This is a genomic window from Bacteroides sp. 2201st1_D9_2201SCRN_220225 (genome assembly GCF_040928965.1).
Classification (GTDB): Bacteria; Bacteroidota; Bacteroidia; order Bacteroidales; family Bacteroidaceae; genus Bacteroides; species Bacteroides stercoris.
Window position 1 is genome coordinate 49,124 of sequence record NZ_JBCODG010000012.1, and the last position, 26,660, is coordinate 75,783.

The window sequence follows — 26,660 nt, forward strand, 5'->3', positions numbered from 1 at the left end:
CAGTATGAAAGTAAGTTTCTTTATAGACCGCCCTGTATTCTCGGCGGTGATATCGATTGTGATTGTAATTGTCGGTATCATCGGTCTGACTATGCTTCCGGTGGATCAATACCCACAGATAACACCGCCCGTTGTGAAAATCAGTGCATCCTATCCGGGGGCAAGTGCGCTGACTGTGTCACAAGCAGTGGCGACTCCTATCGAACAGGAAATAAACGGTACTCCGGGTATGTTGTACATGGAGTCCAACAGTTCCAATTCCGGTGGCTTTTCGGCAACCGTGACCTTTGATGTATCTGCCGATCCGGATTTGGCTGCCGTGGAAATTCAAAACCGTATAAAGCTGGCGGAAAGCCGTTTGCCTGCGGAAGTCATTCAGAATGGTATTTCGGTAGAAAAGCAGGCTCCCAGCCAGCTGATGACAATCTGTTTGACTTCCAATGATCCGAAATTCGACGAAATCTATCTAAGTAACTTTGCTACTATTAACGTACTCGACCTTTTACGCCGTATTCCCGGTGTGGGACGTGTGTCTAATATCGGTAGCCGTTACTATGCCATGCAAATCTGGGCCATGCCAGACAAACTGGCAAATTTCGGATTGACTGTTCAGGATTTGCAGAATGCTTTGAAAGACCAGAACCGCGAATCGGCTGCCGGTGTTTTGGGACAGCAGCCGGTGCAAGGTTTGGACATTACAATTCCTATTACAACGCAAGGTCGTTTGAGCTCGGCAAAGCAGTTTGAGGATATTGTGGTCCGTGCCAATGCCAATGGGTCTATTATTCGTCTTCGCGATGTGGCCAGAGTGTCACTTGAAGCTTCCTCATATAGTACGGAAAGTGGTATTAACGGTGAAAATGCGGCAGTTCTCGGCATTTATATGCTTCCGGGTGCCAATGCTATGGAAGTGGCGGACAACGTGAAGAAGGCAATGGAAGAAATCAGTGCGAACTTTCCTGAAGGAATGAGTTACGAGATACCTTTTGACATGACTACCTATATTTCGGAGTCTATCCACGAGGTGTATAAGACGTTGTTCGAAGCATTGGTTCTTGTGGTATTGGTAGTGTTCCTTTCACTGCAAAGCTGGCGTGCTACTTTGATACCTGTTGTTGCAGTGCCTATTTCTTTGATCGGTACTTTCGGTTTCATGCTTATTTTCGGTTTCTCGCTGAATATATTGACATTGTTGGGATTGATTCTTGCTATCGGTATTGTCGTGGATGATGCTATTGTGGTAGTGGAGAATGTGGAACATCTGATGGAAACGGAAAAACTCTCTCCTTATGAAGCAACGAAAAAAGCAATGAACGGTTTGGCAAGTGCTTTGATTGCAACCTCATTGGTGCTCTGTGCCGTATTTGTTCCGGTAAGCTTTCTGAGCGGTATCACCGGACAATTATATCGCCAGTTTACTATTACCATTGCTGTATCGGTATTGCTTTCTACGGTTGTGGCACTGACGCTTAGTCCCGTGATGTGTTCGCTTATCCTGAAGCCCGACAGCGGAAAGAAAAAGAATATCGTGTTCCGTAAGATTAACGAATGGTTGAATATCAGTAATCATAAGTATATTGGTGTTATCAGCCGCGTTATCAAGCATCCCAGACGTTTGATGAGTGCATTCGGTATGGTATTGATAGCTATTTTCATCATTCACCGTCTGATTCCTACCAGTTTCTTGCCGGTGGAAGACCAGGGATACTTTAAAGTGGAGTTGGAACTGCCGGAAGGTTCTACTTTGGAACGTACCCGTATCGTGACCGATCGTGCCGTGCAGTATCTGGAGCAGAATCCGTATGTGGCTTATGTGCAGAATGTAACGGGTAGCAGTCCGCGTGTAGGAAGCAATCAGGCGCGCAGTGAGTTAACTGTTATATTGAAGCCCTGGGAGGAACGCAAAAATACCACTATCAATAAGATAATGGAGAAAGTGGAAAAGGATTTGAGGGAATACCCCGAATGTAGAGTCTATCTTTCTACTCCTCCTGTAATCCCGGGATTGGGAACATCCGGTGGCTTTGAAATGCAGCTTGAGGCACGTGGGGAAGCTACTTTTGAAAATCTGGTACAGGCAGCGGATACTTTGATGTATTATGCTCAGAAACGCAAGGAATTGACGGGGCTTTCTTCTTCTTTGCAGTCTGAGATTCCGCAACTCTATTTTGATGTAGACCGTGACAAGGTGAAGATGCTGGGGGTGCCGTTGGCAGATGTGTTCTCTACGATGAAAGCTTATACGGGTTCCGTATATGTAAATGACTTTAATATGTTCAATCGTATATATAAGGTATATATTCAGGCTGAAGCTCCGTATCGTGAGCACAAAGAGAACATTAATCTGTTCTTTGTAAAAGCAGCTAATGGTGCGATGGTTCCGTTAACCTCGTTGGGTAATGCATCCTATACAACCGGTCCGGGCAGTATTAAACGTTTCAATATGTTTACTACTGCAGTTATTCTCGGTTCGGCGGCACAGGGGTACAGTTCCGGCCAGGCTATGGAGATTATGGAACAGATAGCGCGCGAACATTTACCGGATAATATAGGTGTTGAGTGGAGCGGACTTTCTTATCAGGAGAAGAAAGCCGGTGGGCAGACCGGACTGGTGCTGACGTTGGTATTCCTCTTCGTATTCCTGTTCCTGGCAGCACAATACGAAAGCTGGACTGTGCCTATTGCTGTATTGCTTTCGTTGCCGGTAGCTGCATTGGGAGCTTATTTGGGCGTTGCTGTATGTGGCTTGGAAAATGATATTTATTTCCAGATTGGCTTGGTAATGTTGGTGGGACTTGCAGCAAAAAATGCTATCCTTATCGTTGAGTTTGCCAAAGTACAGGTGGATAATGGAGGAGATTTGGTGCAGTCGGCCATTCATGCCGCCCAACTCCGTTTCCGTCCTATATTGATGACTTCACTTGCCTTTGTATTGGGTATGCTTCCTATGGTTCTTGCAAGCGGACCGGGATCTGCAAGCCGTCAGGCAATAGGTACGGGAGTTTTCTTTGGAATGATTTTTGCCATTGTATTCGGCATTGTGCTTGTGCCTTTCTTCTTTGTTTTGATTTATAAGGCAAAGGAAAAAGTGCAACACAAAATCAAAAAAGATTGATGATAACATTGTAAATGAATTCTGATTACACGCTTATGAAAAAAAAGAATATATATATACTTCTGTTGCTCGCCCCGGTTCTTTTTGCATCGTGCAAGGTAGGCAAAAGCTATGTCCGTCCCGAAATGGCATTGCCCGACAGTTTGATGCAACAGCAGGACAGCATCAGCATTGCCGATGAGCAGTGGCAGGCTGTTTATACAGACAATACTTTGCGTAATCTGATAGCACGCGCATTGGAGTATAATAAAGATATGCTCGTTGCGGCCGCTCGTGTGAAAGAAATGGCGGCCCAGAAACGTATCAGCGTAGCTAATCTACTTCCTCAGTTAAATGGAAAAATAGAGGCAGAGCGTGAAGTTGAAAACTATGGCGGACATAGCCGCGATGTGGGTAACAGCTATGAAGCAAAGGCTCTTTTGTCGTGGGAACTTGACCTTTGGGGAAATCTGCGTTGGAAAAAAGTAGCTGCTGTTGCCGATTATCTGCAAAGTGTAGAATCACAGCGTGCCTTGCGTATGACAATTGTTGCGGAAGTGGCGCAGGCATATTACGAACTGGTAGCACTCGATACAGAATTGGAAATTGTCCGTCAGACACAAAAGGCTCGTGAAGAAGGTGTGCGTCTTGCAAGAATCCGTTTTGAAGGCGGACTTACTTCGGAGACATCTTATCAGCAGGCGCAAGTAGAGTTGGCGCGTACAGCTACGCTTGTTCCGGATCTGGAACGTAAGATTTCCATTAAGGAGAATGACATAGCTTTTCTTGCCGGTGAATTTCCTACACGTATAGAGCGCAGCCGCTTTTTGGAGGAGTTGGATGTGCCGGAGTCTTTACCTGTAGGATTGCCGTCCGGCTTATTGGAACGTCGTCCTGACATTCGTGCTGCAGAGCAGCAGCTTATAGCTGAACATGCTCGTGTGAAAGTGGCCTATACCAATATGTTCCCTCGGTTGTCGCTGACTGGTCAGTTTGGATTGGAGAGTGATGTCTTGTCAAACTTCCTTCAGTCGCCTTATTCATTGTTGAACGGAGCGGTATTGACTCCGCTTTTCAATTGGGGTAAAAATCGGGCTGCTCTAAAGGCACAGAAAGCTTCGTTTGAGGCGGAAGTTCATAGCTATGAGAAAACGGTGCTGAATGCTTTTAAAGAGGCTAAGAACGCAATTGTGGACTTCAACAAAATAAAGGAAGTGTATCAGTTGCGTCTCAAGTTGGAACGTTCAGCCAAAACGTACGTGGATTTAGCGCAGTTGCAATATATTAATGGTGTTATTAATTATATGGACGTGCTTGATGCCCAGCGTGGATATTTCGATGCCCAGATTGGTGTCAGCAATGCAATCCGTGACGAACTGATAGCAGTGGTAAATGTTTATAAGGCTTTGGGTGGAGGCTGGCAGATAGAAGAATAAGTTTGCATTATTTCTTCATTCAGTTTGCATTTCTTGCGGAAAAGAGCGAAATTTGCGACGCTTTTAAACGAAACTTTATTAACACCTTTAAATATTTAAGAGAAATGACTAAAAGTGCATTGCAAATTGCAAGGGCTGCTTATCAGCCCAAACTTCCGAAAGGGCTGACAGGTACTGTAAAAGCAGTGGCCGGCGCAGCTACCCAGTCGGTTGCCGATCAGGAAGAAATCAAGAAATTGTTTCCCAATACTTATGGGATGCCTTTGATTAAGTTCGAAAATACCGATGAAACCGTTGATTTCCCTGCTATGAATGTGGGCGTAATTCTTTCCGGTGGTCAGGCTCCCGGTGGTCACAATGTGATATCCGGTATTTTTGACGGTATTAAAAAGTTGAACAAAGATAGTAAACTGTACGGTTTCATTCTTGGCCCCGGTGGTTTGGTAGACCATAACTATATGGAACTGACGGCCGATATCATCGATGAATATCGTAATACCGGTGGTTTCGATATCATAGGTTCAGGCCGTACCAAATTGGAGAAAGAGGAACAGTTTGAAAAAGGACTGGAAATCTTGAAGGAATTGAATATCAAAGCACTGGTTATTATCGGTGGTGACGATTCTAATACAAATGCCTGCGTATTGGCTGAGTATTATGCTGCGAAGAATTGCGGTGTACAGGTTATCGGGTGTCCGAAAACTATCGACGGTGACTTGAAGAACGAAATGATTGAAACTTCTTTCGGATTCGATACAGCTTGTAAAACGTATGCTGAAGTAATCGGTAATATCCAGCGCGACTGTAACTCGGCACGTAAGTACTGGCATTTCATAAAACTGATGGGACGTTCCGCTTCACATATCGCTTTGGAATGTGCATTGCAGGTACAGCCTAATATCTGCATTATCTCCGAAGAAGTTGAAGCTAAGGATATGTCTTTGGATGATATCGTAACGGGTATCGCTCAGGTGGTGGCTAATCGTGCCGCGCAGGGCAATAACTTCGGTACGGTTCTTATCCCCGAGGGCTTGGTTGAGTTCATCCCCGCTATGAAACGTCTTATCGCTGAGTTGAATGATTTCCTGGCTGCCAATGCAGAGGAATTCTCTCAGATTAAGAAGTCACACCAACGCGACTATATCATCCGCAAACTTTCTCCGGAAAATGCCGCTATCTATGCCAGCCTTCCCGAAGGTGTAGCGCGTCAGTTGTCATTGGACCGCGACCCGCATGGAAACGTACAGGTATCTCTCATTGAAACGGAGAAACTGTTGTCCGAAATGGTAGCTGCCAAATTGGCTCAGTGGAAAGAAGAAGGTAAATATGTAGGTAAGTTCGCTGCACAGCATCACTTCTTCGGTTATGAAGGACGTTGCGCTGCTCCGTCTAATTTCGATGCTGACTACTGCTACTCTTTGGGTTATGCGGCATCTGCGCTGATTGCTAACGGTAAGACCGGTTACATGTCTTCCGTACGTAATACTACAGCTCCTGCCGAAGAGTGGATTGCAGGTGGTGTACCTATTACAATGATGATGAATATGGAACGTCGTCACGGCGAAATGAAACCGGTTATCCAGAAAGCTTTGGTAAGACTGGACGGTGCTCCTTTCAAGGCATTTGCCGCTCAGCGTGAGCGTTGGGCTGTGGAAACAGACTATGTTTATCCGGGTCCTATCCAATACTTCGGTCCTGCCGAAGTTTGCGACCAGCCTACCAAGACTTTGCAACTGGAACAAGGTAGATAAAATCTTATAGCCAATTGCTGCATTTGCAGTAATTGGCTATGTAGAACACAAATTACACAAGAGTTGCGCAAATCCGAATTTGTGTAATCTGTGTAGTTTGTGTTTTATTTTTGATAGATATTTGTTACTTCAATATACTTGAATGCCTTCTAAAAACAGTACAGTTTCCCGGCGCAAACCTGTATCCCGTCGTACTTCTTCTCGAAAAAAGAAGCAGACGGTGTCTCGTCCCATGCCTGTATGGTTGCGTAATTTATTGGCATTTTGTATTATAGCGGTATTTTCAGCAGGATTCTATTGGTTCTTTATCCGTCCTTATGCTTATCGTTGGAAACCTTGTTATGGTTTAAAAGGCTACGGCGTATGCATGCCTTGCAACTATGAGGTGCATGGCATTGATATTTCCCACTATCAGGGTATTATAGATTGGGATAAGCTCCTTCATAATAAAGAAGCGAAATTTCCCATACATTTTATCTTTATGAAAGCTACCGAAGGGGGCGATTATGGCGATGAAACTTTTGTAGAAAATTTCAGTCAGGCACGGAAATACGGTTTTATCCGAGGAGCTTATCATTATTTCCTACCCAAGACAGATGCGCATAAGCAGGCTGACTTTTTTATTAGTACAGTACACTTGTCAAAAGGAGACCTTCCCCCCGTTCTTGATGTGGAAACTACGGGTAAGAGATCTCCTCAGGAACTGAAATCTGCCGTTAAAACCTGGCTTGACAGAGTGGAGGCGCATTACGGCGTAAAACCGATTCTTTACACTTCCTATAAATTTAAGAAACGTTATCTCAACGACTCCATATTCAACGCTTATCCTTACTGGATAGCCCATTATTACGTTGATTCCGTGAAGTATGAGGGCAAATGGCACTTTTGGCAACATACCGATGTAGGTAATGTCCCCGGCATTGAAGAAGAAGTCGATCTGAATGTTTTTAACGGCACGTTGGAAGAATTGGTTGGTATGACCCTGCAATAGCTTGCTTTCCGTTTTCTTCCTTTTATCGTTGTGTCATAATACAAACTTCACTGCGGCCCAACGGTTTTTTTCCTTATGATGTACGAAGCGCAGTCCGTTATGCTCCGCTTCAGCCTGTATTACAGGAATATCATCTACATAAAAACCGCTCATATATAGTTCCGACCCCGGATGCATGCAACTTACATATCGTTTCATGTCGTTCAGCAGGATGTTACGGTTGATGTTGGCTATGATTACATCAAAAGGTCCTTGGTCTTTCAATAGAGAAGCGTCTCCTTGAAAAACGGATATACGGTCTACTCCATTTAGCTCTATGTTTTCAAGAGAGTTGCGTACGCACCATTCATCTATATCGACGGCTGTACAGGGCGCAGCACCGCGCATACGTGCCAATATGGCGAGAATGGATGTTCCGCATCCCATATCAAGCAAAGATTTGCCTTGCAGATCGTTATCCAGCAATTCACCGATAATGAGACTGGTCGTTTCGTGGTGTCCTGTACCGAATGCCATTTGAGGGTTGATGACTATATCGTATTCAGCTTGAGGGATGTCGCGATGGAATGTGCTGTGGATGACACAGCGGTCGCCAATGATAATGGGCTGGAAGAAATTCTTTTCCCATTCTTCATTCCAGTCTTTGTCTTCCGCTTCTTGGTAAGCATATTCTACCTGTGTATCAGGTAAGGGAAAATCGGCAAGAGCTTCTTTGAGGACAGTTTCATTGTATAAATCTTTTTGAATGTAGGCGGCAATCCCGTCTGTTTGCTCTACAAAACTCTCAAAACCGGCTTCACCCAGCACTGCCGATAAGACATCGTTGACGATTTCCGTGCAGGGAGTGGTATGGAATGTAAATTCTAAATATTTCATTGGAATATAATTGTTTGTTAAATGCAAAAGGCAGGTATAGGAGAAAATCCTATTTCTGCGTATATTTGTTTTGGATACAAAGATAGGTGCATTTAGGGAAATCCCTATAAATCTTTGGGGAAAATCTTCTGTATAGAGTAAATCCCTGCGTTATCTTTGTGGTGTGAAAAAGTATGGAATTGTAAACCCATAAACCAAATAAATATGAAAAAGATTGTTTTTTTATCGCTTTTTGCATTGTGTCTTCCGTGGGCACTTTCAGCTCAAAGTGTAGATGACGACCTTTACTACGTTCCTTCCAAGAAAAAAGAGGAAAAGACGGAGAAGAAAAAAACTCCGGCTGCCGATGCGGTTGTAGTAAAGACAAATGCTCCGACTACGGTTTATGCGTCGCCGGGCAATACGACCATTGTAGTGAAAGACCGTAAAGGGAATATTCGTGATGTAGACGAGTACAATCGTCGGTATGACTCTAAAGACTATGACTTTTCACAAGAGAATGATACGCTTTATATAGACGAAAAAGAAGACGATGGCCTGGATGGAGAATGGGTGAACGGTTTTGACGGTTCGGAAGATGATTATGAATATGCCACGCGCATTATCCGTTTCCGCAATCCACGCTATGCCATCAGTATCAGCAGCCCGCTTTACTGGGATGTAGTTTATGGTCTGAATCCATGGGACTGGAATGTATATACGGACGGATTGTACGCATATGCATTTCCTACTTTCACCAACCGTTTGTGGTGGGATTGGCGCTATAACTCTTTCGGTTGGGGCGGCTATCCCTATTATGGCTGGGGTTGGAACAGTTGGTATGGTCCGGGCTGGGGCTTTGGCTGGAGCGTAAGCTGGGGCGGCTGGTATGGAGGCGGCTGGTGGGGACATCACCACTATCATCATCACTGTTATCCCGGTGGCGGTTATTGGCCGCGTAATACATATACCTATCGCCGTTCTTCGGGAGCAAGCAGTTATAGAAATTCTTCTTCTACGGTTCGCAGGACCGGTTCGGCTGCCCGTTCAGGTGTGTCATCCTATAGAAGAGACGGACAAAGCGGTACGACCACCAGACGCGTGGTAGGTACACGTCCGTCGGGTACACGCAGTGGGGTAACTACCCGTACAGATGCCGCCTCTACCCGGCGCAGGGTATATACCCGTCCAAGCAGTACGCGGGTAGGTTCTTCAGCTTCAGGAGTGCAGGGAAGTAGTAGCCGTGTACATGCTACGGGTGTAAGACGTTCCGCAGCCGGAAGTCCTTCCACTTACAACAGGGGCAGTTCTGCATCGTCAACACGCAATTATTCAACCGGTAACAGTAGTAGCCGTCGCTCTTATACGCCTGTGCAAAACAACTCTTCCACCCGTAGTTATTCTTCGGGAGGCGGTAGCAGTTCACGCAGTTATTCCGGCGGTGCTACCCGTTCGTCAGGTGGTGGTTCTTCAAGAAGAAGATAGGTATAGTATTCAATAGAAAAAGATGAGTAGGATATGAAAAAAATTATAACTTTAGCTGTTTTGGGGATGTTGGGTGCAGTTCCGGTAAGTGCACAGACCGTGTACGATGCAGCCAACATCGCAAACAAGGATTTAAATGGTACAGCACGCTTTGTAAGTATGGGCGGGGCTATGGGTGCGTTGGGCGGAGATATTTCCACTATTGCTACAAACCCTGCCGGTATAGGTATTTATCGCAGTAATGATGCAATGCTGTCATTCAGTCTTTCTTCTTATGGTACTGAAAGTAATTATATGGGAAGTAAGATGAATGCAGACAAGATGAAAACCTCATTTGATAATGCCGGTTTTGTTATTTCTTCAAAGATAGGCAATGCTACGGCTTTGCGTTATGTGAATTTCGGCTTTAATTATCATAAGGCGAAGTCTTTTTATAAGAATATGTCGATGGGAGGTAATTTAGGCGATTATACGCAAACGGATTATATGGCGGCACAAGCCGGAGGAATAAAGGACTGGTCGGGCAATATTTATACAGATCCGGAAGTAGGATGGCTATCCGCATTGGGATATGACAGTTATCTGATAACCGACTTTATTGCCCACAACGGACAGGGAGATGTCCCTTCCGGTTACGTTCCTTATATGAAAAACGGGACTCAGGTAAAGAATCTGAAGGGTGATTTAATGTATATCACTCCGGGCGAATATGGAGGAATGTTTTTAGGAGGAAATGGCAATTTCCGGTCGGAAGAGCGTGGCGGAATTGAACAATATGATTTCAATATTTCATTCAATATTAATGACCGGGTATATTTAGGCGTAACTGTGGGGGCTTATGCCATAGATTACAATAAATATACTTTTTATAGTGAAGATTATTTGGATAATGCCGGAAATAGCATCGGACAGAATTATAACCTGCAGAGCTGGAACAAGATACACGGTTCGGGTTTTGATGTGAAATTCGGAGCCATCGTGCGTCCTTTCGAATATTCCCCTTTGAGGATTGGATTAGCCATTCATACACCGACCTATTATAATTTGGATTATAAGACAAATGCCCGTCTGGAGTCGAATGTCTTGAATGATTTGGATATAGCTAACGAGTCGGGTATAGGAAGCGGTGTGATCGGTCAATATACTGTGGATACTTATGATATAATGAATGGAGACATGGTGCGTCAATTCCACTTGCAGACACCATGGATGTATAATGTAAGTTTGGGATATACTGTAGGTTCCAGTTTGGCTTTAGGGGCAGAGTATGAATATCAGGACTATTCGTCCATGAAATTCAAGGACCAGGAAGGCTATTCCGATACATTTGGGTACGAAAACAGTACTACTTCTATGATGAAAGGGGTGAGCACCATTCGTTTGGGAGCCGAATATAAAGTGATTCCTCAGTTTGCTTTGCGTGCAGGATACAATTATACCTCTGCCATTTTCAATAGTGATGCATATAAGGATTTGCCTTATAACTCAATTCAGACGGATACGGATTTTGCAAATACCAAAGCTTTGAGTAACTATACAGTGGGTCTCGGTTACAGAGGGTCTATGTTTTATGCTGATTTGGCATATAAGTTCTCTTCATACAAGGAAGATTTCTATCCGTTCATTAATGCCTATGAAGATGGAGGCCAGTTAGTGATAGGCTCTCCTGAAGCGACGAAAGTAAAAAATACCCGAAGCCAGGTGCTGCTGACCTTAGGTTTACGTTTTTAAGGGGAAGTGATTCCCCGTTACCGATAAAAAAAGACTTGCAGAAATTTCTTCTGCAAGTCTTTTTTATATTCTACCGTATTGTTTCGGATTATTTCTTGAAATAGCGGTTGTACAGACCTTCGAAACCTTTACCGTGACGAGCTTCGTCTTTAGCCATTTCATGAACTGTGTCATGGATAGCATCCAGATTCAATGCTTTGGCACGTGTAGCAATACGCTTCTTGTCTTCGCAAGCGCCTGATTCTGCATTCATTCTCTTTTCAAGGTTAGTCTTGGTATCCCATACGCAGTCACCCAGCAATTCAGCAAATTTTGCAGCGTGTTCTGCTTCTTCCCATGCGTAACGCTTGAAAGCTTCAGCTACTTCAGGATAGCCTTCGCGGTCTGCCTGGCGGCTCATTGCAAGGTACATACCTACTTCCGTGCATTCGCCCATGAAGTGGTTGTTCAAATCCTTAATCATTTCGTCATCGCAACCTTTGGCTACGCCAATGACATGTTCGTCAGCAAAAACCAACGGACCGCCTGCCTGTGCTTCTTCTACTTCAACGAATTTGCTTGCAGGAGCTTTACACAAAGGACATTTCTCAGGAGCTGCGTCTCCTTCATATACGTAACCGCAGACAGTACATCTAAACTTTTTCATTTTACTTCAGATTTTAATTAGTTGAATTAGTTATTCGTTATTTTGGTTAAATATTCATTTTCCAGACAGCTTTTGCAGATACCTTTATAGTAATAATGGATTTCTTGCACTTCGTGTCCGTTCATATCCATTTCTTCTACCTGTTTAATGTTGGCATTGCATTCCAAATCATATATTTTTCCGCAATGTTTGCATAAGAAATGGGCATGAGGAGTGGTATCTGCATCATAGCAGGTATTCCGTTCGTCAATTGTCAATGTCTGTGCAGCACCTTGTTCACTAAGTAATTTTAAAGTGTTGTAAACAGTTGTTTTAGACAATGTGGGAATGGAAGGTGCAAGTGCCGTATAAATTTCATCCACCGTGGGATGTGTACGATGCTCCATCAGATAAGTCATAATGGCTATGCGCTGTACCGAGGGCTTAATGTTATGATTTTGCAATCGTTTTACTACATCCATATCATCTGCAATTCAAACTTGTAATAATTACATTTTTAATTCTCTTGCAAAGATAGGTACTTCTTTTGTTTATCCAAAAGATTTTAGATATTTTTTATCAGAAAGTGCGGCTATGCAAAGTGAAAAGGCTGATTCTTTTGTGTTTATTGATAAATTGCCGTATTTTTGCACCCTAATATTAATAGGATTCATATATGAATTACGGATATGTTAAAGTGGCGGCATCTGTACCCCGTGTTAGAGTGGCGGACTGTAAGTTCAATGCCGGACAGATTGAAAAAGAGATAATCATTGCCGATGGGAAAGGAGTGCAGATAATTGCCTTTCCGGAGTTGTGCATTACCGGATATACCTGTGGTGACCTTTTTGCCCAGCAACTTCTGCTTGAAGAGGCTGAAATGGGGCTGATGCAGATTTTGAACAATACCCGTCAGATGGATATTATATCCATTCTCGGTATGCCCGTGCCTTTGAACGGTGTACTGCTGAATACTGCGGTGGTCATACAGAAAGGTAAGATATTGGGAGTTGTTCCTAAAACTTATCTTCCGAATTATAAAGAGTTTTACGAAAAGCGCTGGTTTACTTCTGCGTGTGAAGTTTCGGAAACGACAGCCCGTTTGTGCGGGCAAATAGTCCCCATGGGGCGGAATCTGCTTTTCGAGACGGCGGATACAACCTTTGGAATTGAAATCTGCGAGGACTTATGGGCTCCGATTCCGCCAAGTTCTTCTTTGGCATTGCAAGGAGCGGAAATTCTTTTCAACCTTTCGGCAGACAATGAGGGGATAGGCAAGCATGCTTACTTGCGTTCGCTTATCAGCCAGCAGTCGGCACGTTGTATCGCAGGGTATGTATTCAGTTCATGCGGTTTTGGCGAGTCTACTACAGACGTGGTGTTTGCAGGTAACGGATTAATTTACGAGAACGGTACGTTGCTGGCAGGCAGCGAGCGTTTCTCGTTCGAGGAACAGGTCGTTATCAGTGAGATTGACGTGGAGCATATACGTACGGAACGCCGGGTGAACACTACATTTGCAGCCTGTCGCGCCAATTGTGCACCGGAAGTGCCGGTGCGTGTCTCTACGGAATATGTCAATTCCAAAGATTTGAATCTGACCCGTGTTTTCGATCCGCATCCGTTTGTTCCTCAAGGAGCAGCGTTGGACGAGCGTTGTGAGGAGATATTCTCCATACAGGTGTCGGGATTGGCGCAACGTTTGCTGCATACCAATGCCAAGAGTGCGGTGGTAGGCATATCCGGTGGTCTGGATTCCACACTGGCATTGCTGGTTTGTGTGAAAACATTCGATAAACTGGGTTGGAATCGTAAAGGAATTATCGGCGTGACTATGCCGGGATTCGGTACTACCGACCGCACCCATACCAATGCGGTGGACTTAATGGCATCATTAGGCGTAACCATGCGCGAGGTCAGCATAAAGGATGCCTGCATCCAGCACTTCAAAGATATAGACCATGATATCAACGTACACGATGTGGTGTATGAAAATTCGCAGGCGCGTGAGCGTACGCAGATATTGATGGATATTGCCAACCAGACCTGGGGGATGGTAGTTGGCACCGGCGACCTCTCGGAACTTGCCTTAGGCTGGGCTACATACAACGGCGACCATATGTCTATGTACGGTGTTAACGGAAGTATCCCCAAAACATTGGTGAAACATTTGGTGAAGTGGGTGGCGGAGAATGACATCGATGAGACGTCGCGGGCCACATTATTGGATATTGTGGACACCCCTATCAGTCCGGAACTCATACCGGCGGATGAAAACGGAAATATCAGGCAGATTACGGAAGACCTTGTAGGGCCGTACGAACTGCATGATTTTTTCTTATATTATTTTCTTCGTTGCGGTTTCCGTCCTTCCAAGATTTTCTTCCTTGCTGCGCGTACGTTTAAAGATGTTTATGATGAAGAGACTATAAAGAAGTGGTTGCAGACTTTTTGCCGTCGCTTCTTTAACCAGCAGTTCAAGCGTTCCTGTTTGCCCGATGGCCCTAAGGTAGGAAGTATTTCTATCAGTCCGCGCGGTGACTGGCGGATGCCGAGCGATGCTTCTTCAGAAATGTGGCTGAAGGAAGTTGAAAAGATTTGAGGATTAAGCATTGAAAGCTAAAAGGTCGTGTCAAAAAGAAATTATCAGGTTCTTTTTGACACGACCTTTTAGCTTTCAGCGTTTAACTTTTTAGTAGTATCTCTTATATATTTTCTGGTACTCTTTTCCTTTTTTGAATCTTTTCAGCCAGGTATTCAGGCTGTCCAAGAGTACAGGAGACTGCTTGCTCACTCCCCATGAGTAGAATTGGGTGAAGCTGATAGCCGTATTTATGTCTATCTGCGGCAGACTGTCGGCTGCTGCGCGAGCGATGCTTTCTTCGCATACGGCATAATCGATATCGCCATGTGCTACAAGGGCGATAAGTTGTTCGGAACCATACTTTTCTACTTCCTTAATATATATGGTATCACCGATTTCGTTTCCTAAATTACGGATGCGCAGGATGGAAGGCGACCCTTCTACCACATTCAGCGTCTTTCCCGCTAAGTCCAATTGGCTTTTGATAAACAGGGAATCGTCGGGAGAGTCTGTTTTCCGTTGTACCAATACTTGCCTGTTCAGAACAATCGGAGAGGTCAGAAGCAAGGAGTCCTTTAATTCGCTGGTTGCTAAAATTCCATAGGCTATGACATCGAACCTGCCGTTTGCCAGACCTTCCAGACGTTCGTTAAAACTCATTTCGGGAGTAATGGCTACCTGCAGACCGTGATCACGGGCAAAAGCCTCTATTAATTCGTAATGAAATCCGGACAGGGTGTCTCCGTCCACATAAAAGCTGATGGAGTTATATTCCGTAGCGGCATGGAGCGTACCGTCTGCTGCTATTTCGGCATAATCGCGCGGATGTCCTTTACGGATTTCCTTTTTGGGCAATATAAATGTGGCAACGACTGCGGCTATTGCCCCCAGGATGATATATTTTGATAATTTACTCTTTTTCATAGTTGAAAGACGGCATTAGTCGTAGAAATTCCATGAAATGCCAATCTTGAACAGACGCGGGTTTATAGGGTAGTGCGGCACAAGGAAATAATTGCCTTTACCCATTCCTGCATTAACGTGATACATCATGGCAAAGATGCGTGTCCGCTTCAAATGCAGATTGGCGTATACGTTTACAATCGGATAGCCGCCAATCTCCACCTGGTCATCTGCTGCTTGAAGATGGAACTGCTGAATGGCAGGAGTATAGGCAGGTGCATTGTATTTGGTAAAATACCGCACATCCGCACCAAGTTGTACAGTCAGCACTTTCTTGGCTATTTTGGCAAGCAGATACAGATTGTGATATAGCGAGAGCTGCGGCAAGGGCAATACCGTTTCATTGCTTGATTTCTGCCAGGTTACTTCGTTGTCCAAATGCAGGATGCCTAAGCGGAAATCCTGTTTCAGTGTAGCGGAGAGCACCTGTATATTACCGCTTTCCTGAGCGGGCATGGCATTTTGGTTGAAATAGGTGTAGTTCTTTATGTTCTCTACGCCGGCACGCAGATTGGTTTTCCAGCGGCTGATGTTCAGCTCGCCTTCCACGCGTGTACGGAACTCCTTGTCCATGTTTTCATTGTCCCAGTAGTAATGGTTGGAGTGATAATGACGCATATAGAAAGAGGGCAGCGTGTTGCTTACATAACCTCGTGCATAGAAGTTCACGGTATCCTTCCAGAGGCGGAAGTTCAAGTCGAGGTCGGCATTGACGCGGAACTGTCCGAGTGCCTTGTCCATGATGCCCACTTCACCGTTTACGTTGTAATGCAGTGTTTTACCCAGCCGTTTGGCCAGTTCGCCGCCAACGAATATCTCCTGTTCGTCGAAATTGGTTCGCGACAATGTGTCCATCAACTCATAGCGGCTGAATTTATGCGATATATAGGCTGTCAGTCCAGCTTTGGCATACTTGTTGAAACCTTCGAGCAAAGCGATGCCGAATACGTTCTTTACACTGAAAGCCGTAGTAGAGTCCCTGCTGGCTACTTCGTTGAAGTAAGCGTTGGGATATTGCCCTTCCGTCTCCTTGGCGGAAGAGAATTTATGACGCGCCCGTTCCACTTTCATGGTATGTATGAAGCTGGTGACGGGAACGAACTCTTCGGTTATAATGGTATCTTTGGCTAAAGGTACGCTGTCGTTGGCAACTGCTCTTTTGGGGGATTTGGCATCTTCCACAGTTGTGGTTTCACGTGTGAAGCCGAGGCGGTAACGGTGCGTCAGGTATACATAGAAATCTTTGTTCTTGTTTGACGTCTGTTCCAACTTAACCGGAATGGTAGTGGATTCGTATTCTTTCTTGCCTTCCGCCATATCTTCCGGGCGCGTGATGTAACGGTCGTCCTGAATACCGCCGTTTTCGTTCATCTTCATAGTGAAGTTGTTGTATACCGCCTGCATCTGGTATTTATTACCTATATAGCTGGCGAATATTCCGGCATTGAAGTTCGATGTGGACTGGTTCTGGTAGTATCCCCGTCCGTACAGATAGTCAATGTTGAAGCCGAATGCCAACCGCTTGTTGACGTTTACCGAGAAATAGGACTTGAAGCGTTCTTCACCGTTGACCTTATTTCCTGCTTTATAGTAGGTAAGATTGGTGAAAGGTACATTACTGTTGGTAAATTTCACTTCATCGGGGCGGACGAAGAAGCTGGAGAAGGGCTCCATGAAGATGGTCGGCTCGTTGTCTCTGCGTTCAAAGAAGATACGTGACATACGGGGGGAACCCAGATTACCCAGATAATTATAGTGTCCGTACATGCCTTCTACCAGATTGGTATTCTGGAAGTTCAGGTTGGCAGTATCGGCGGGGATAATAGTGCGGTTGCCCAATGTTTCACTCAAACGCCACATATAGAGTTTGGGCGGAAGGCTTTGGATTTCCGTATCGGTGCTGTCTTCCAGATTATCGGGTAATGTGTTGGGGTCTACCTGGTTGCCGAACTGGTCACGGCCTGTTACAGGATCCATACGGTTGAAAGGGTTTTGTGCCCCGACGCCCAAAATGCCTATAATAGATAGAAATATGTATGTCAGTACGATTCGTCTCATAATTAGGCGCAAAGATACAATAAAAAATTATTCGCTTACGGAATTCAGCCTTTTTTGCTTCTTTTTTACATTCGGCGTTTACAGGCAATCTCTTTCTTTTTGACGATAAAAATGAGATGGAAAGAATGTTTTTTCTTGTAAATGGAGCATTGTATGTGCCGGGTTATTTATATTTGCGCAGATATTATGATGAATTGTTACCTTTGTGGTGAGTGGGTGTCAAAGACTGTTTATATATACTTAAAATCCATATCTTATAACATGAAAACATTGTTTGTCCTTTTGGGGATGTTTATAATTTATCCTTGTTTATACGCTCAAGATGCGGAGTTGCAGGCTTGCCGGGAAGAGCTGGCACGCGGCATGAGTCAGAAGAACCGCGACAGCATTGCAGCGGCTTATTGTCATTTGGGAGAATACTACGCCTATCGCCAGGCGGACAGTACCCGGTATTATTGCGAACAGGGATTGAAATATGCCGCAACGGATAAAGCCGAGCCTTACCTTTACCTGTTGAATAATCTGGCAGACGCTTATTTTTCTTCGGGGCAGTTGGACGAATCGTTAAAGCGTTTCCGTTTTGTGCTCGAAGAAGCCGGACGTTTGCATTGGGACGAGGTCGAGATAGCTTCCGTGCTTTCCTCTGTCGGCGTGATATACCGTAGAAAGGAGATGCCCGATTCGGCGCTGGTGTGCTATAACCGGGCATTGGCGTTGCTTGATAATCGCGAGGCTTATGATGAACGGACACAGTTGCTGACGAGTATAGCCATTCTCTATACGAACACCGCCCGGCTGAAAGAAGGCGAATATTACATCCGGAAAGCGTTGGAGGCATCGGAGAAGAGTGATGACATGGACATGGTGATGTATGCTGCCGCTACGGCGGGAAGTATTTTCACGCTGAGGGAAAATTATGCGGAAGCTGCCCAACTGCTTTATCCCGTACTTGCCAAAGCACGGGAGCAGCAGAAGCCGAGATTCGTACTGAAAATCATAGCGTATCTGTTGAGTGCCTATTACAGGCTGGACAATCGCGACTCCATCAATCATTACATGGCGGAAGGCGATAAAGTGGCGGCAGGACTGCCCGCTACCAATGCCGAGGTGCAGGGGTATCATGAAAGTCTGTGTGACATACTGACTAAAATGGGACGCTATGGCGAGAGCCTGCATATCCAGAAACGGATGCTGGCTGCGAGGGACAGCAGTTCGCAGACTCCCGTAGACCGGCTTTTTGAGAGAATGGCACGCAACTATGCCGGAATGAAAAACTATCCGGAGGCTATGGAGTATTACGCAAAGGCCTATCATACGGCAGACAGCCTGCATAAGGCGGAGGTGGAGACGGAATTGTCGGAACTCTCCATAAAATACGAGAACCAGGAAAAGGAACTTGAGATAGCGCGGCTCACTCAGCAGCATTTGGAACAGAAAGCTAAGACGATGCAATGGAGTGTGGCGGCAGTGGCGGCTTCTTCTGCTTTCCTGCTGCTGGCTGCCTATTATGTCTTCCGGCGTAAGCGCATCAGGAAAGAGGAGGAATTGAAACTTGCCCAAAGCTATATAGACGGTTTGGAGCGCGAACGTACGCGCCTTGCCAAGGATTTGCACGACGGTGTGTGCAACGACCTGCTTGGTATCGGTATGAATATGCAGTACATGCAGCCTACGGACGAATCGAAACGGGAGATTCTGGCTCTGCTGGAGCAGGTGCGCAGCGATGTACGCTGTATTTCTCACGAACTGATGCCGCCTAAGTTCCAGGTTACCACCCTTGCCGAGACGGTGGAGGCCTATGTGGAGGGGCTTGCCCTTCCTGCGTCGGTGCAACTTGCGTTCAGTAAGGAAAATGAAGAGATTCAATGGAGCCAAGTGCCCGAAGAGGTGTCTTATGAAGTTTATCGCATCATGCAGGAGTTGCTGTCCAATATCCTGAAACATTCCGGAGCGACGGAGATAGATGTGACTCTTACATTGAAACGGAAGTTGCTGACTCTGCAAATTTCAAATAACGGTAAAAATTACTGTGGTGACGAGGTGCGGGGAAAGGGCATCGGGTTTACTACCATTCAAGAACGCGCCAAAGCCGTCGGTGGTTTGTTTACCACGGATATTCAGGACGGAAGCCAAAAGTTCAAGCTTGAAATATCGTTATCCATTTAATGGAAAACCGGTATGCCGGAGAGTAAAATCACTATTTTTGATGATGCCGCATATTGATAAATGCTATTTCTTTGCAACATAATTCAGAACACAAAGATAGGTTGATGAAAGAAAGAGATATACGCATTTTGTTGGTGGATGACCATGATTTGGTGCTTCAAGGTTTGAAGCGGATAGTAGAATGTTCGCTACCGGAAATAAAAAACGTATGTACTGCATCGTCGGGACAGGAGGCATTGCATCTTATCGCATCTCAACGTTTCAATCTTTTCGTGCTGGATATGGAACTGCCCGATATATCCGGGATGGACATCATTGTGCGGATACGGGAGAAAGACCCGCGGGCACGCATCATTGTCAACACCATGCACGAAGAAATCTGGTTTATCAAAGATTTGATTCAGAGTGCAGTAGACGGTATCTTGTTTAAATCCATCGATTCTACGAAAATAGCCGAAGCCATTCGCCGGGTGTTGGATGGCGGAACTTACTATTGCCCTTATGCCGAGCATGTGCGTGCACAGATGCGGCGTTCGGACGAAGGGCGGCGTGAGGAACTGACCTTGCGCGAACTTGATGTACTGAAACGGATATCCGAGGGCAAGAACACGCAGGAAATAGCTCAGGAACTTTGTGTCTCTACCAATACGGTTGATACGCACCGCCGTCATCTGATGGACAAGCTGGATGCACGTAATGTGGCCGACCTCATTATGACAGCTATCTCCAAAGGGATAATCCCTATCCGTAAATGCTGACAACATTACTCATTTAAATAATTCAATAGTATGAAAAAGTTTACGGTTATAACTTTATCTGCAATGTTCTGCGGACTGGTTGTGTTGTCGGCATGCGGCGGTGGAGCCGCTTCGGGTTCGGCTGCAAGTAGCGATGCGCCTTTGGGCCGTGTGCCTGCGATATTTGCAGAGGTGGCTGCCAAGAAAAAAGCATTGGACGAAAGCTTGCGTAAGGAGGATGATTTGGACCGGTATCAGAAGAAACTGAAAGAGTTTGATGAATATGCTGCCAAGAGTTATCAGAAGGCGGCGGAAGAAGGCGAGAAACTTGTCGGACGTGAAATTGTCTGTACGGGAGATGTTTACCCTGATTTTCAGATAACGGGTGCTAAGGTGGCGGAATATCATGCCGGCAGAGAGGCGGGCAGTATAATTGTGAGGGTTACGGTCACTCCCAAACGGGATATTGTAGTACGTGAAACCAAACGTCAATGTGCCGAAGGCGAATATCCGCTGAAAGATACCCGTCTGTATTTCGCCTTGATGAAGGCCAACGACCATTTGATTGAACTCGGACAGTTGAACCCTTTCAACGGTAATTCTTATAACAGCTCTTTGAAAGCCGAATATGCTCCCGGACAGATGGTTCAAGCCGGCGTACCTTGCCATAGCGAAGGAGCTCCGGTGTACATCAACTGCCATACCTACGACTTTACGGAATTTGCCAAGATTGTATTTCTGGCAGAGAAAGATTATATGGCTATACGTAAGCAGGCTTACGGCTTCTGATAGAAACAAACTTCTTTAATCTTAAAGGCAAACAACTATGAACAGGCTTTTAATGGCGGCGGCACTTATTGTGCTGGCAGCCTGTGGTGGCGTATCCACACAAAACGGCAATGGGACGGACAAAGAAGGACTGAACGGTAAAGTGCATAAGGTGCAAACCTTGATTTACAACGCGAAGTCCCAGGGCAATGAAACAGTAAAGGACGGCAAACCGGATTCTTATCGTGAAACGGATTTCTTTCCGAAAGAAGATACCCGGATTTATAATGCTGCCGGGCAGCTCGATTCTGTGGTGAGTGTGGTGGACGCCGTCAAATACATTACGGTCTATGCCTATCGGGACGGGAATGTCAGCAATGAGAAACTCTTTCAGAACGGTGAACTGCTAACCGACCGCAGATATGTTTATCGGGACGGCAAGCTGGCAAGTACAATCGAAGACATGTATATCGGCGGCGACAAGACTACCAGTGAGTATCCGGTGGATGCTTCAAAGACAGAGTACGTGGATGGCAATTGCATAGAGCATGGTGATACGGAACGCGATTATGTTGTGAAAGATGCTTTGGGGCGTGTGCTGAAAGAGTCCGCTTACAGCGAGATGGACGATTATCTCACCGTAAAGGAGTATACCTATAACGAAAAAGGCTGGCTGGAAACCTGCGTATCTTCCGATGATAATAAGGTGTCTTACGATTATCCGGAAACGGACGACCGGGGCAACTGGACACGCATGGTGATAACCCTTAACGGACAGCCCTATGGCATTGCGGAACGTAGCATTACTTATTACGAATGATAATAGACAAGGTATTATGGAAACTATAATCGTATTATTGGCTTTGCTTTCTCAAATATTGGGTCTGTTCGGCTTTGTTTTCTCATGTCTTTTGTTTTTGAGGTTCGGTAAAGTAAAAGGTTGGTTCAATAAGAAGGCAGGTACGGAGATTGTATCCTCATTCAGCTTCCGTTCTCTCCGCACATTGATTGTAACCGGGGTGCTGGGGTTTGTAATGATGATGGTGGGTCTGCTTTGCAGCGTGGGGCTTTTTATAGATAAGACGCCTACGGATACACAGATGTATTGGTTTGCAGGTACGTTTGTAGCGTTGACGCTGGTGTATCCGGTTTGGCGCGTGATACGCCGTATCGTGCGTTGCAGTCGTGCGGAAAACAGGAGAGCGGAAAGGTGGCGACTGTTCTACGACGTAGCGGTAAACCTGGCAGGTTTGTTCGGCGGTTTGCTGTTGCTTGTCATCTTGTCTTTTGTGGCGGTAATCTTGTCTTTTACGAAATGGAACGGTTTCGTCCCCAAGCATCTCCGTGAGATGTCCGGAGTGGACGTTGTGCCGGAGTCGAATAGCTATTACTGGATAGGTGCTGTGCTGGGTGTGGTTGCCGTACTGTCGCAGTTCTGGGGTTCGGACGGTGAGGCGGTAATCGGCTGGCTGGTGGGCATATCCGTGCTTGCCCTCATCGGTTATGCCTGGTATCAGATACACAGTGCCGCACCCGAAGGCAGAAAACAGATTGCATGGCGGTGTGGATATATGGTATTGACTACCTATGCGGTGTTCACTATCACCTGGATTCTGATATTCGTGGCAGTTGCGCTGCTCATTCTTTATATAGTCCTTTCCGCTACCGGCAATTCGGGAGGGAAAGGCAAGTATAAAGTGACTTGTGAAAATCTGACCGATGATGTAATCAACGGAAGGGGGATATGCAAGATTACAAACTCCAGATGCAAGATGCGCGATACGGGAGTTTGTCCTTACAATTGATAATAATATAGGCAATAAAAAGGTACACTTGTATGAACGCGGAGACTACCCGACCGAGTTCGTTGCACTGCAAGAATATGTACGTTGCTTCGGAGATTGCACAAAACTGACGGACTATTCCGATATGCCTGACCATTGGTGATATGAGGGCAATGAAAAAACGGATGATGTATCGCTTTGAAATACATCATCCGTTTATACTGAACGCATCGTCCGTTCGGGGCTGACAGACCATCTGTTTACCTCAAACGGACGGTCTGTTTTTTCAGACCTCTTTAATCAGCTCCATACCGCGTTTGATAGCCTCTTCATTCATGGGTATCAAGTGGTGGTGACGTTCGGGGAGTGTTTTTTTCAATCCCTTGATAACGTTCTCCAGCGTTACGATGGGAGCAATCTTCAGCAGTCCGCCAAGCACAATCATATTGAAAGCCTTTGCGTTGTTCATTTCATTGGCTGCATCCATGGCGTCGATGCGGTAAATGTGTATATCCTTACGGGTAGGCGGGTTGATGATGCCGTAGCCGTCGTAGATAAGTATGCCGCCCGGCTTTACTTTGCTCTCGAACTTCTCCAATGAAGGTTGGTTCAGGATGATAGCCGCATCATACTTGCTCAGGATGGGCGAGGAGATTTTCTCGTTGCTCACGATTACGGTAACGTTTGCCGTACCGCCACGCTGTTCCGGTCCGTAGGCCGGCATCCAGGTAACTTCCTTGCCTTCCATCAGTCCGGAATATGCCAGAATCTTTCCCATGGACAATACGCCTTGTCCGCCGAAGCCTGCTATAATGATTTCTTCTTTCATTGTTCTTCTGTTTTTAGCATCATTGTTTATCTTTCAAGTCACCCAATGGATAGAAGGGGAACATGTGCTCCTGCATCCATTTGTTTGATTTCTCCGGAGACATCTTCCAGCCGGAGTTGCAGGTGGAAACGATTTCCACGAGGTTGGAACCCTTGCCTGCCATGGAGTTCTCGAACGCCTTGCGGATGGCTTTCTTTGCCTTGCGGATAGCGGGAACCGTATCTACGCTCTGGCGGGTTACGTATGCCGTACCTTCCAGTTGGGCGGCTATATCGGCCATTTTCAGCGGATAACCGTGCAGGTGTACGTCACGTCCGTAAGGACTGGTAGAGGTTTTCATGCCCACAAGGGTAGTGGGGGCCATCTGTCCGCCGGTCATACCGTAGATGGCGTTGTTGATGAAGATGATGGTGATGTTCTCACCGCGGTTCAGCGCATGGATGGTTTCGGCCGTACCGATACATGCCAGGTCGCCGTCGCCCTGATAGGTGAATACCAGACGGTCCGGCCACAGGCGCTTAATGGCGGTGGCAAGGGCTGGAGCACGTCCGTGGGCGGCTTCCTGCCAGTCGATGTCTATATAGTTGTAGATAAACACGGCACATCCCACGGGGGAGATTCCGATGGCCTTATCTTCCAGTCCCATTTCTTCGATTACTTCGGCAATCAGTTTGTGAACCACGCCGTGGCTGCATCCCGGGCAGTAGTGCATGGGATTATCGTTCATCAGAGTCGGTTTCTTGGCAACCAGGTTCTCGGGTTTGATAATATCTTCTTTTGTCATAATCACTTCTCCTTATCTGTTGGTGAACCGTATGAAAAACTCCATAAGCTTTACAAATATAGCTGCGCCGCAAACGTATATAAACAGTTTGAAATCGTCCCTTGCTACAATGTACACGATGATAGATGCCAAGGCAAGTATCAGAAAGAGAATATTCAGTACGTTTCTTATTTTGTCAGGATTCATTTCTTAATTTGAGAGTTGAGGATTAAAAATAAAAAATAAAAATAGAGTTGGCTGAGACTTCTTGATTCTCAACCCTCGATTTTTAATTTGGCAAGCGCCTCTACAATCTCGTCCGGGTCGGGAACGATGCCGCCGAGACGTCCGAAGTGCTCTACTTTCACCTTACCGTTTACGGCGAGGCGGACATCCTCAATCATCTGTCCGGCATTCAGCTCGGTAACCAGTATGCCTTTTACCTTGTCGGCGTATGCGGCAATGGCTTTGGTTGGGAACGGCCACAGAGTGATGGGGCGAAGCATTCCGACCTTGAGGCCTTCTTCGCGCGCCATTTCCATGGCTTTCTGGCCGATACGCGCCATGGAGCCGAAAGCTACAATCAGGTATTCGGCATCCTCGCAGTGAATCTCTTCAAAGCGTACCTCGTTCTCTTCGATTTCTTTGTATTTGGCCTGGAAGCGGATGTTGTTCTTCTCCATCTCTTCCGGTTTCAGTTCCAGAGAAGTGATGACGTTGGGCTTGCGGCCGTTGGTTCTGCCAGTAGTGGCCCACGGACATTGCTCGATAACTTCGGCATCCGTGCGGCGCGGCTTCTGTGCGGGAAGAACTACCTTCTCCATCATCTGTCCGATTACGCCGTCGGCAAGGATGATAGCCGGATTGCGGTACTTGAAGGCAAGCTCGAAGCCCAGGCTTACGAAGTCCGCCATTTCCTGTACGGAAGCGGGGGCGAGGGCGATAAGGCGATAGTCGCCATGGCCGCCGCCTTTCACGGTCTGGAAATAGTCGGCCTGGCTTGGCTGGATGGTTCCCAGTCCGGGACCGCCGCGCATTACATTTACAATCAGACACGGCAATTCGGCTCCTGCAATGTAGGAGATACCTTCCTGCTTGAGGCTGACACCGGGGCTGGATGAAGAGGTCATTACCATTTTTCCGCTTCCGGCGCCACCGTATACCATATTGATAGCTGCCACTTCACTCTCTGCCTGAAGCACTACCATACCGGTGGTTTCCCACGGTTTCAGTTCGGCGAGTGTTTCCAATACCTCTGATTGGGGGGTAATAGGGTAACCGAAGTATCCGTCGGCGCCGCAGCGGATGGCTGCATGGGCGATGGCTTCGTTTCCTTTCATTAATACAACTTCTTCTGCCATATTCTTCTTATTTATTCAACTTTTACTTTATAAACCGAGATACATCCGTCCGGACATACAGTTGCGCATGAACTGCATCCGTTACAGGTATCTTCCAATATCTGGTGGGCATAGTTATACCCTTTCACGTTCACCTCTTTGGTGAGGGCTATTACATTGAGCGGACAAGCCACAACACACAGGTTGCAGCCTTTGCAACGCTCGGTGTCTACTACGATTGCTCCTTTGATTTTTGCCATAATTTACGTTTTTTATTGATTGTACATATCCTTGTGATAGAAGTTCAGAATATCCATTACCATGTTATAGGCTTGCCGGGCGGGGCTGTCCGGATTGAGGTCGATGGCATAGCGGTAGTTGTTCAGCGCTTGCTGCCAGTTGCTCTGTTTGCGGTATGCGTTCCCCCGGAGATAATAGGCTTCGTCTTTTTGCGGGAAATCGGTCTGAAGCAGTTCGTCAAGCAACAGAATGGCCTGCTCTACGTTTCCCTGACTGATAAGCTCTTTTATGGTGTTTAATTGCTCCATATCGTTCTGAGTTCCGGATTATTTAACTACAAAGATAGTTTTTATTTGAAAATGAGAGGCATCTTTACTGTGAAAAATAAGAAAATAAGGAGACGGTTGTATCTTGTCTTTTCTTATTCCGGGCATTTGCTTACGAAACTCCCGGCGTTTGC

At 46.0% G+C, this 26,660-nt stretch carries 22 protein-coding genes; 12 read left to right on the forward strand and 10 right to left on the reverse strand.

Annotation, left to right across the window (positions count from 1 at the left end; translation table 11 throughout):
- Positions 1-4: 4 nt before the first annotated feature.
- The 4 genes from AB5903_RS05870 to AB5903_RS05885 all read left to right on the forward strand — a co-directional run bounded on the left by AB5903_RS05870 (position 5) and on the right by AB5903_RS05885 (position 7,272).
- Positions 5-3,115 carry an efflux RND transporter permease subunit gene (locus AB5903_RS05870; RefSeq protein WP_005654891.1) on the forward strand — a complete coding sequence of 1,037 codons (3,111 nt, stop codon included), beginning with the start codon at positions 5-7 and terminating at the stop codon, positions 3,113-3,115.
- A gap of 35 nt (positions 3,116-3,150) precedes the next feature.
- Positions 3,151-4,530: an efflux transporter outer membrane subunit gene (locus AB5903_RS05875; protein WP_117666256.1), complete on the forward strand. Its 1,380-nt coding sequence runs from the start codon at positions 3,151-3,153 to the stop codon at positions 4,528-4,530.
- A 104-nt stretch (positions 4,531-4,634) separates the two neighbouring features.
- On the forward strand, positions 4,635-6,281 hold the full coding sequence (locus tag AB5903_RS05880) for a diphosphate--fructose-6-phosphate 1-phosphotransferase (RefSeq protein WP_022103660.1): 1,647 nt from the start codon (positions 4,635-4,637) through the stop codon (positions 6,279-6,281).
- 142 nt (positions 6,282-6,423) lie between these two features.
- On the forward strand, positions 6,424-7,272 hold the full coding sequence (locus AB5903_RS05885; RefSeq protein ID WP_022103661.1) for a glycoside hydrolase family 25 protein: 849 nt from the start codon (positions 6,424-6,426) through the stop codon (positions 7,270-7,272).
- Between the two features lie 33 nt (positions 7,273-7,305).
- Here the strand turns inward: AB5903_RS05885 and prmA are convergent, their stop codons facing one another.
- Positions 7,306-8,148: a 50S ribosomal protein L11 methyltransferase gene (prmA, locus tag AB5903_RS05890; protein ID WP_022103662.1), complete on the reverse strand. Its 843-nt coding sequence runs from the start codon at positions 8,146-8,148 to the stop codon at positions 7,306-7,308.
- A gap of 204 nt (positions 8,149-8,352) precedes the next feature.
- Between prmA and AB5903_RS05895 the strand changes: the two genes are divergently transcribed.
- A complete protein-coding gene (locus AB5903_RS05895) occupies positions 8,353-9,612 on the forward strand; it encodes a hypothetical protein (protein ID WP_117741266.1) in 1,260 nt (419 codons plus the stop codon).
- Positions 9,613-9,645: 33 nt separating this feature from the next.
- Entirely contained in the window at positions 9,646-11,343 is a 1,698-nt protein-coding gene (locus AB5903_RS05900) for an OmpP1/FadL family transporter (RefSeq protein WP_272710245.1), read from the forward strand.
- 88 nt (positions 11,344-11,431) lie between these two features.
- Here the strand turns inward: AB5903_RS05900 and AB5903_RS05905 are convergent, their stop codons facing one another.
- Positions 11,432-11,989: an NADH peroxidase gene (locus tag AB5903_RS05905; protein ID WP_005654904.1), complete on the reverse strand. Its 558-nt coding sequence runs from the start codon at positions 11,987-11,989 to the stop codon at positions 11,432-11,434.
- A 26-nt stretch (positions 11,990-12,015) separates the two neighbouring features.
- On the reverse strand, positions 12,016-12,450 hold the full coding sequence (locus AB5903_RS05910) for a Fur family transcriptional regulator (RefSeq protein WP_005654906.1): 435 nt from the start codon (positions 12,448-12,450) through the stop codon (positions 12,016-12,018).
- A gap of 194 nt (positions 12,451-12,644) precedes the next feature.
- Between AB5903_RS05910 and AB5903_RS05915 the strand changes: the two genes are divergently transcribed.
- Positions 12,645-14,570 carry an NAD(+) synthase gene (locus AB5903_RS05915; protein WP_022103666.1) on the forward strand — a complete coding sequence of 642 codons (1,926 nt, stop codon included), beginning with the start codon at positions 12,645-12,647 and terminating at the stop codon, positions 14,568-14,570.
- 90 nt (positions 14,571-14,660) lie between these two features.
- Here AB5903_RS05915 and AB5903_RS05920 read toward each other — a convergent pair whose 3' ends face one another.
- Positions 14,661-15,476, reverse strand: a complete 816-nt coding sequence (locus tag AB5903_RS05920) for a transporter substrate-binding domain-containing protein (protein WP_117857848.1) — start codon at positions 15,474-15,476, stop codon at positions 14,661-14,663.
- Between the two features lie 15 nt (positions 15,477-15,491).
- Complete coding sequence (locus AB5903_RS05925; protein ID WP_195658275.1) at positions 15,492-17,573, reverse strand: putative porin; 2,082 nt, start codon at positions 17,571-17,573, stop codon at positions 15,492-15,494.
- A 261-nt stretch (positions 17,574-17,834) separates the two neighbouring features.
- Between AB5903_RS05925 and AB5903_RS05930 the strand changes: the two genes are divergently transcribed.
- The 5 genes from AB5903_RS05930 to AB5903_RS05950 all read left to right on the forward strand — a co-directional run bounded on the left by AB5903_RS05930 (position 17,835) and on the right by AB5903_RS05950 (position 23,049).
- Entirely contained in the window at positions 17,835-19,739 is a 1,905-nt protein-coding gene (locus tag AB5903_RS05930; RefSeq protein ID WP_368117687.1) for a tetratricopeptide repeat protein, read from the forward strand.
- A 104-nt stretch (positions 19,740-19,843) separates the two neighbouring features.
- Positions 19,844-20,497 (forward strand): response regulator transcription factor, encoded by a 654-nt coding sequence (locus AB5903_RS05935; RefSeq protein WP_005654918.1) that lies wholly within the window; start codon positions 19,844-19,846, stop codon positions 20,495-20,497.
- A gap of 30 nt (positions 20,498-20,527) precedes the next feature.
- Entirely contained in the window at positions 20,528-21,265 is a 738-nt protein-coding gene (locus AB5903_RS05940; RefSeq protein ID WP_016661316.1) for a hypothetical protein, read from the forward strand.
- 37 nt (positions 21,266-21,302) lie between these two features.
- On the forward strand, positions 21,303-22,064 hold the full coding sequence (locus tag AB5903_RS05945) for a hypothetical protein (protein ID WP_117857842.1): 762 nt from the start codon (positions 21,303-21,305) through the stop codon (positions 22,062-22,064).
- A gap of 16 nt (positions 22,065-22,080) precedes the next feature.
- Positions 22,081-23,049, forward strand: coding sequence for a hypothetical protein (locus AB5903_RS05950; RefSeq protein ID WP_195658273.1), 969 nt, complete (start codon positions 22,081-22,083; stop codon positions 23,047-23,049).
- Between the two features lie 265 nt (positions 23,050-23,314).
- On the opposite strand, the gene AB5903_RS05955 is transcribed toward AB5903_RS05950, so the two are convergent.
- The 5 genes from AB5903_RS05955 to AB5903_RS05975 form a co-directional block, all read right to left on the reverse strand.
- Positions 23,315-23,857, reverse strand: a complete 543-nt coding sequence (locus tag AB5903_RS05955) for a 2-oxoacid:acceptor oxidoreductase family protein (protein WP_005654927.1) — start codon at positions 23,855-23,857, stop codon at positions 23,315-23,317.
- Positions 23,858-23,876: 19 nt separating this feature from the next.
- Entirely contained in the window at positions 23,877-24,641 is a 765-nt protein-coding gene (locus AB5903_RS05960) for a thiamine pyrophosphate-dependent enzyme (protein WP_005654929.1), read from the reverse strand.
- Between the two features lie 254 nt (positions 24,642-24,895).
- Positions 24,896-25,981 carry a 3-methyl-2-oxobutanoate dehydrogenase subunit VorB gene (locus AB5903_RS05965; RefSeq protein ID WP_005654933.1) on the reverse strand — a complete coding sequence of 362 codons (1,086 nt, stop codon included), beginning with the start codon at positions 25,979-25,981 and terminating at the stop codon, positions 24,896-24,898.
- Positions 25,982-25,992: 11 nt separating this feature from the next.
- Complete coding sequence (locus AB5903_RS05970) at positions 25,993-26,220, reverse strand: ferredoxin family protein (RefSeq protein WP_004289820.1); 228 nt, start codon at positions 26,218-26,220, stop codon at positions 25,993-25,995.
- A gap of 12 nt (positions 26,221-26,232) precedes the next feature.
- On the reverse strand, positions 26,233-26,508 hold the full coding sequence (locus tag AB5903_RS05975) for a tetratricopeptide repeat protein (RefSeq protein WP_005654935.1): 276 nt from the start codon (positions 26,506-26,508) through the stop codon (positions 26,233-26,235).
- Positions 26,509-26,660: the final 152 nt, after the last annotated feature.

Excerpts from the sequence above, each read along its gene's own strand:
- AB5903_RS05870 (WP_005654891.1), top strand. The coding sequence starts at position 5 with ATGAAAGTAAGTTTCTTTATAGACCGCCCTGTATTCTCGGCGGTGATA.
- AB5903_RS05875 (WP_117666256.1), top strand. The coding sequence starts at position 3,151 with ATGAAAAAAAAGAATATATATATACTTCTGTTGCTCGCCCCGGTTCTT.
- AB5903_RS05880 (WP_022103660.1), top strand. The coding sequence starts at position 4,635 with ATGACTAAAAGTGCATTGCAAATTGCAAGGGCTGCTTATCAGCCCAAA.
- AB5903_RS05885 (WP_022103661.1), top strand. The coding sequence starts at position 6,424 with ATGCCTTCTAAAAACAGTACAGTTTCCCGGCGCAAACCTGTATCCCGT.
- prmA (WP_022103662.1), bottom strand. The coding sequence starts at position 8,148 with ATGAAATATTTAGAATTTACATTCCATACCACTCCCTGCACGGAAATC.
- AB5903_RS05895 (WP_117741266.1), top strand. The coding sequence starts at position 8,353 with ATGAAAAAGATTGTTTTTTTATCGCTTTTTGCATTGTGTCTTCCGTGG.
- AB5903_RS05900 (WP_272710245.1), top strand. The coding sequence starts at position 9,646 with ATGAAAAAAATTATAACTTTAGCTGTTTTGGGGATGTTGGGTGCAGTT.
- AB5903_RS05905 (WP_005654904.1), bottom strand. The coding sequence starts at position 11,989 with ATGAAAAAGTTTAGATGTACTGTCTGCGGTTACGTATATGAAGGAGAC.
- AB5903_RS05910 (WP_005654906.1), bottom strand. The coding sequence starts at position 12,450 with ATGGATGTAGTAAAACGATTGCAAAATCATAACATTAAGCCCTCGGTA.
- AB5903_RS05915 (WP_022103666.1), top strand. The coding sequence starts at position 12,645 with ATGAATTACGGATATGTTAAAGTGGCGGCATCTGTACCCCGTGTTAGA.
- AB5903_RS05920 (WP_117857848.1), bottom strand. The coding sequence starts at position 15,476 with ATGAAAAAGAGTAAATTATCAAAATATATCATCCTGGGGGCAATAGCC.
- AB5903_RS05925 (WP_195658275.1), bottom strand. The coding sequence starts at position 17,573 with ATGAGACGAATCGTACTGACATACATATTTCTATCTATTATAGGCATT.
- AB5903_RS05930 (WP_368117687.1), top strand. The coding sequence starts at position 17,835 with ATGAAAACATTGTTTGTCCTTTTGGGGATGTTTATAATTTATCCTTGT.
- AB5903_RS05935 (WP_005654918.1), top strand. The coding sequence starts at position 19,844 with ATGAAAGAAAGAGATATACGCATTTTGTTGGTGGATGACCATGATTTG.
- AB5903_RS05940 (WP_016661316.1), top strand. The coding sequence starts at position 20,528 with ATGAAAAAGTTTACGGTTATAACTTTATCTGCAATGTTCTGCGGACTG.
- AB5903_RS05945 (WP_117857842.1), top strand. The coding sequence starts at position 21,303 with ATGAACAGGCTTTTAATGGCGGCGGCACTTATTGTGCTGGCAGCCTGT.
- AB5903_RS05950 (WP_195658273.1), top strand. The coding sequence starts at position 22,081 with ATGGAAACTATAATCGTATTATTGGCTTTGCTTTCTCAAATATTGGGT.
- AB5903_RS05955 (WP_005654927.1), bottom strand. The coding sequence starts at position 23,857 with ATGAAAGAAGAAATCATTATAGCAGGCTTCGGCGGACAAGGCGTATTG.
- AB5903_RS05960 (WP_005654929.1), bottom strand. The coding sequence starts at position 24,641 with ATGACAAAAGAAGATATTATCAAACCCGAGAACCTGGTTGCCAAGAAA.
- AB5903_RS05965 (WP_005654933.1), bottom strand. The coding sequence starts at position 25,981 with ATGGCAGAAGAAGTTGTATTAATGAAAGGAAACGAAGCCATCGCCCAT.
- AB5903_RS05970 (WP_004289820.1), bottom strand. The coding sequence starts at position 26,220 with ATGGCAAAAATCAAAGGAGCAATCGTAGTAGACACCGAGCGTTGCAAA.
- AB5903_RS05975 (WP_005654935.1), bottom strand. The coding sequence starts at position 26,508 with ATGGAGCAATTAAACACCATAAAAGAGCTTATCAGTCAGGGAAACGTA.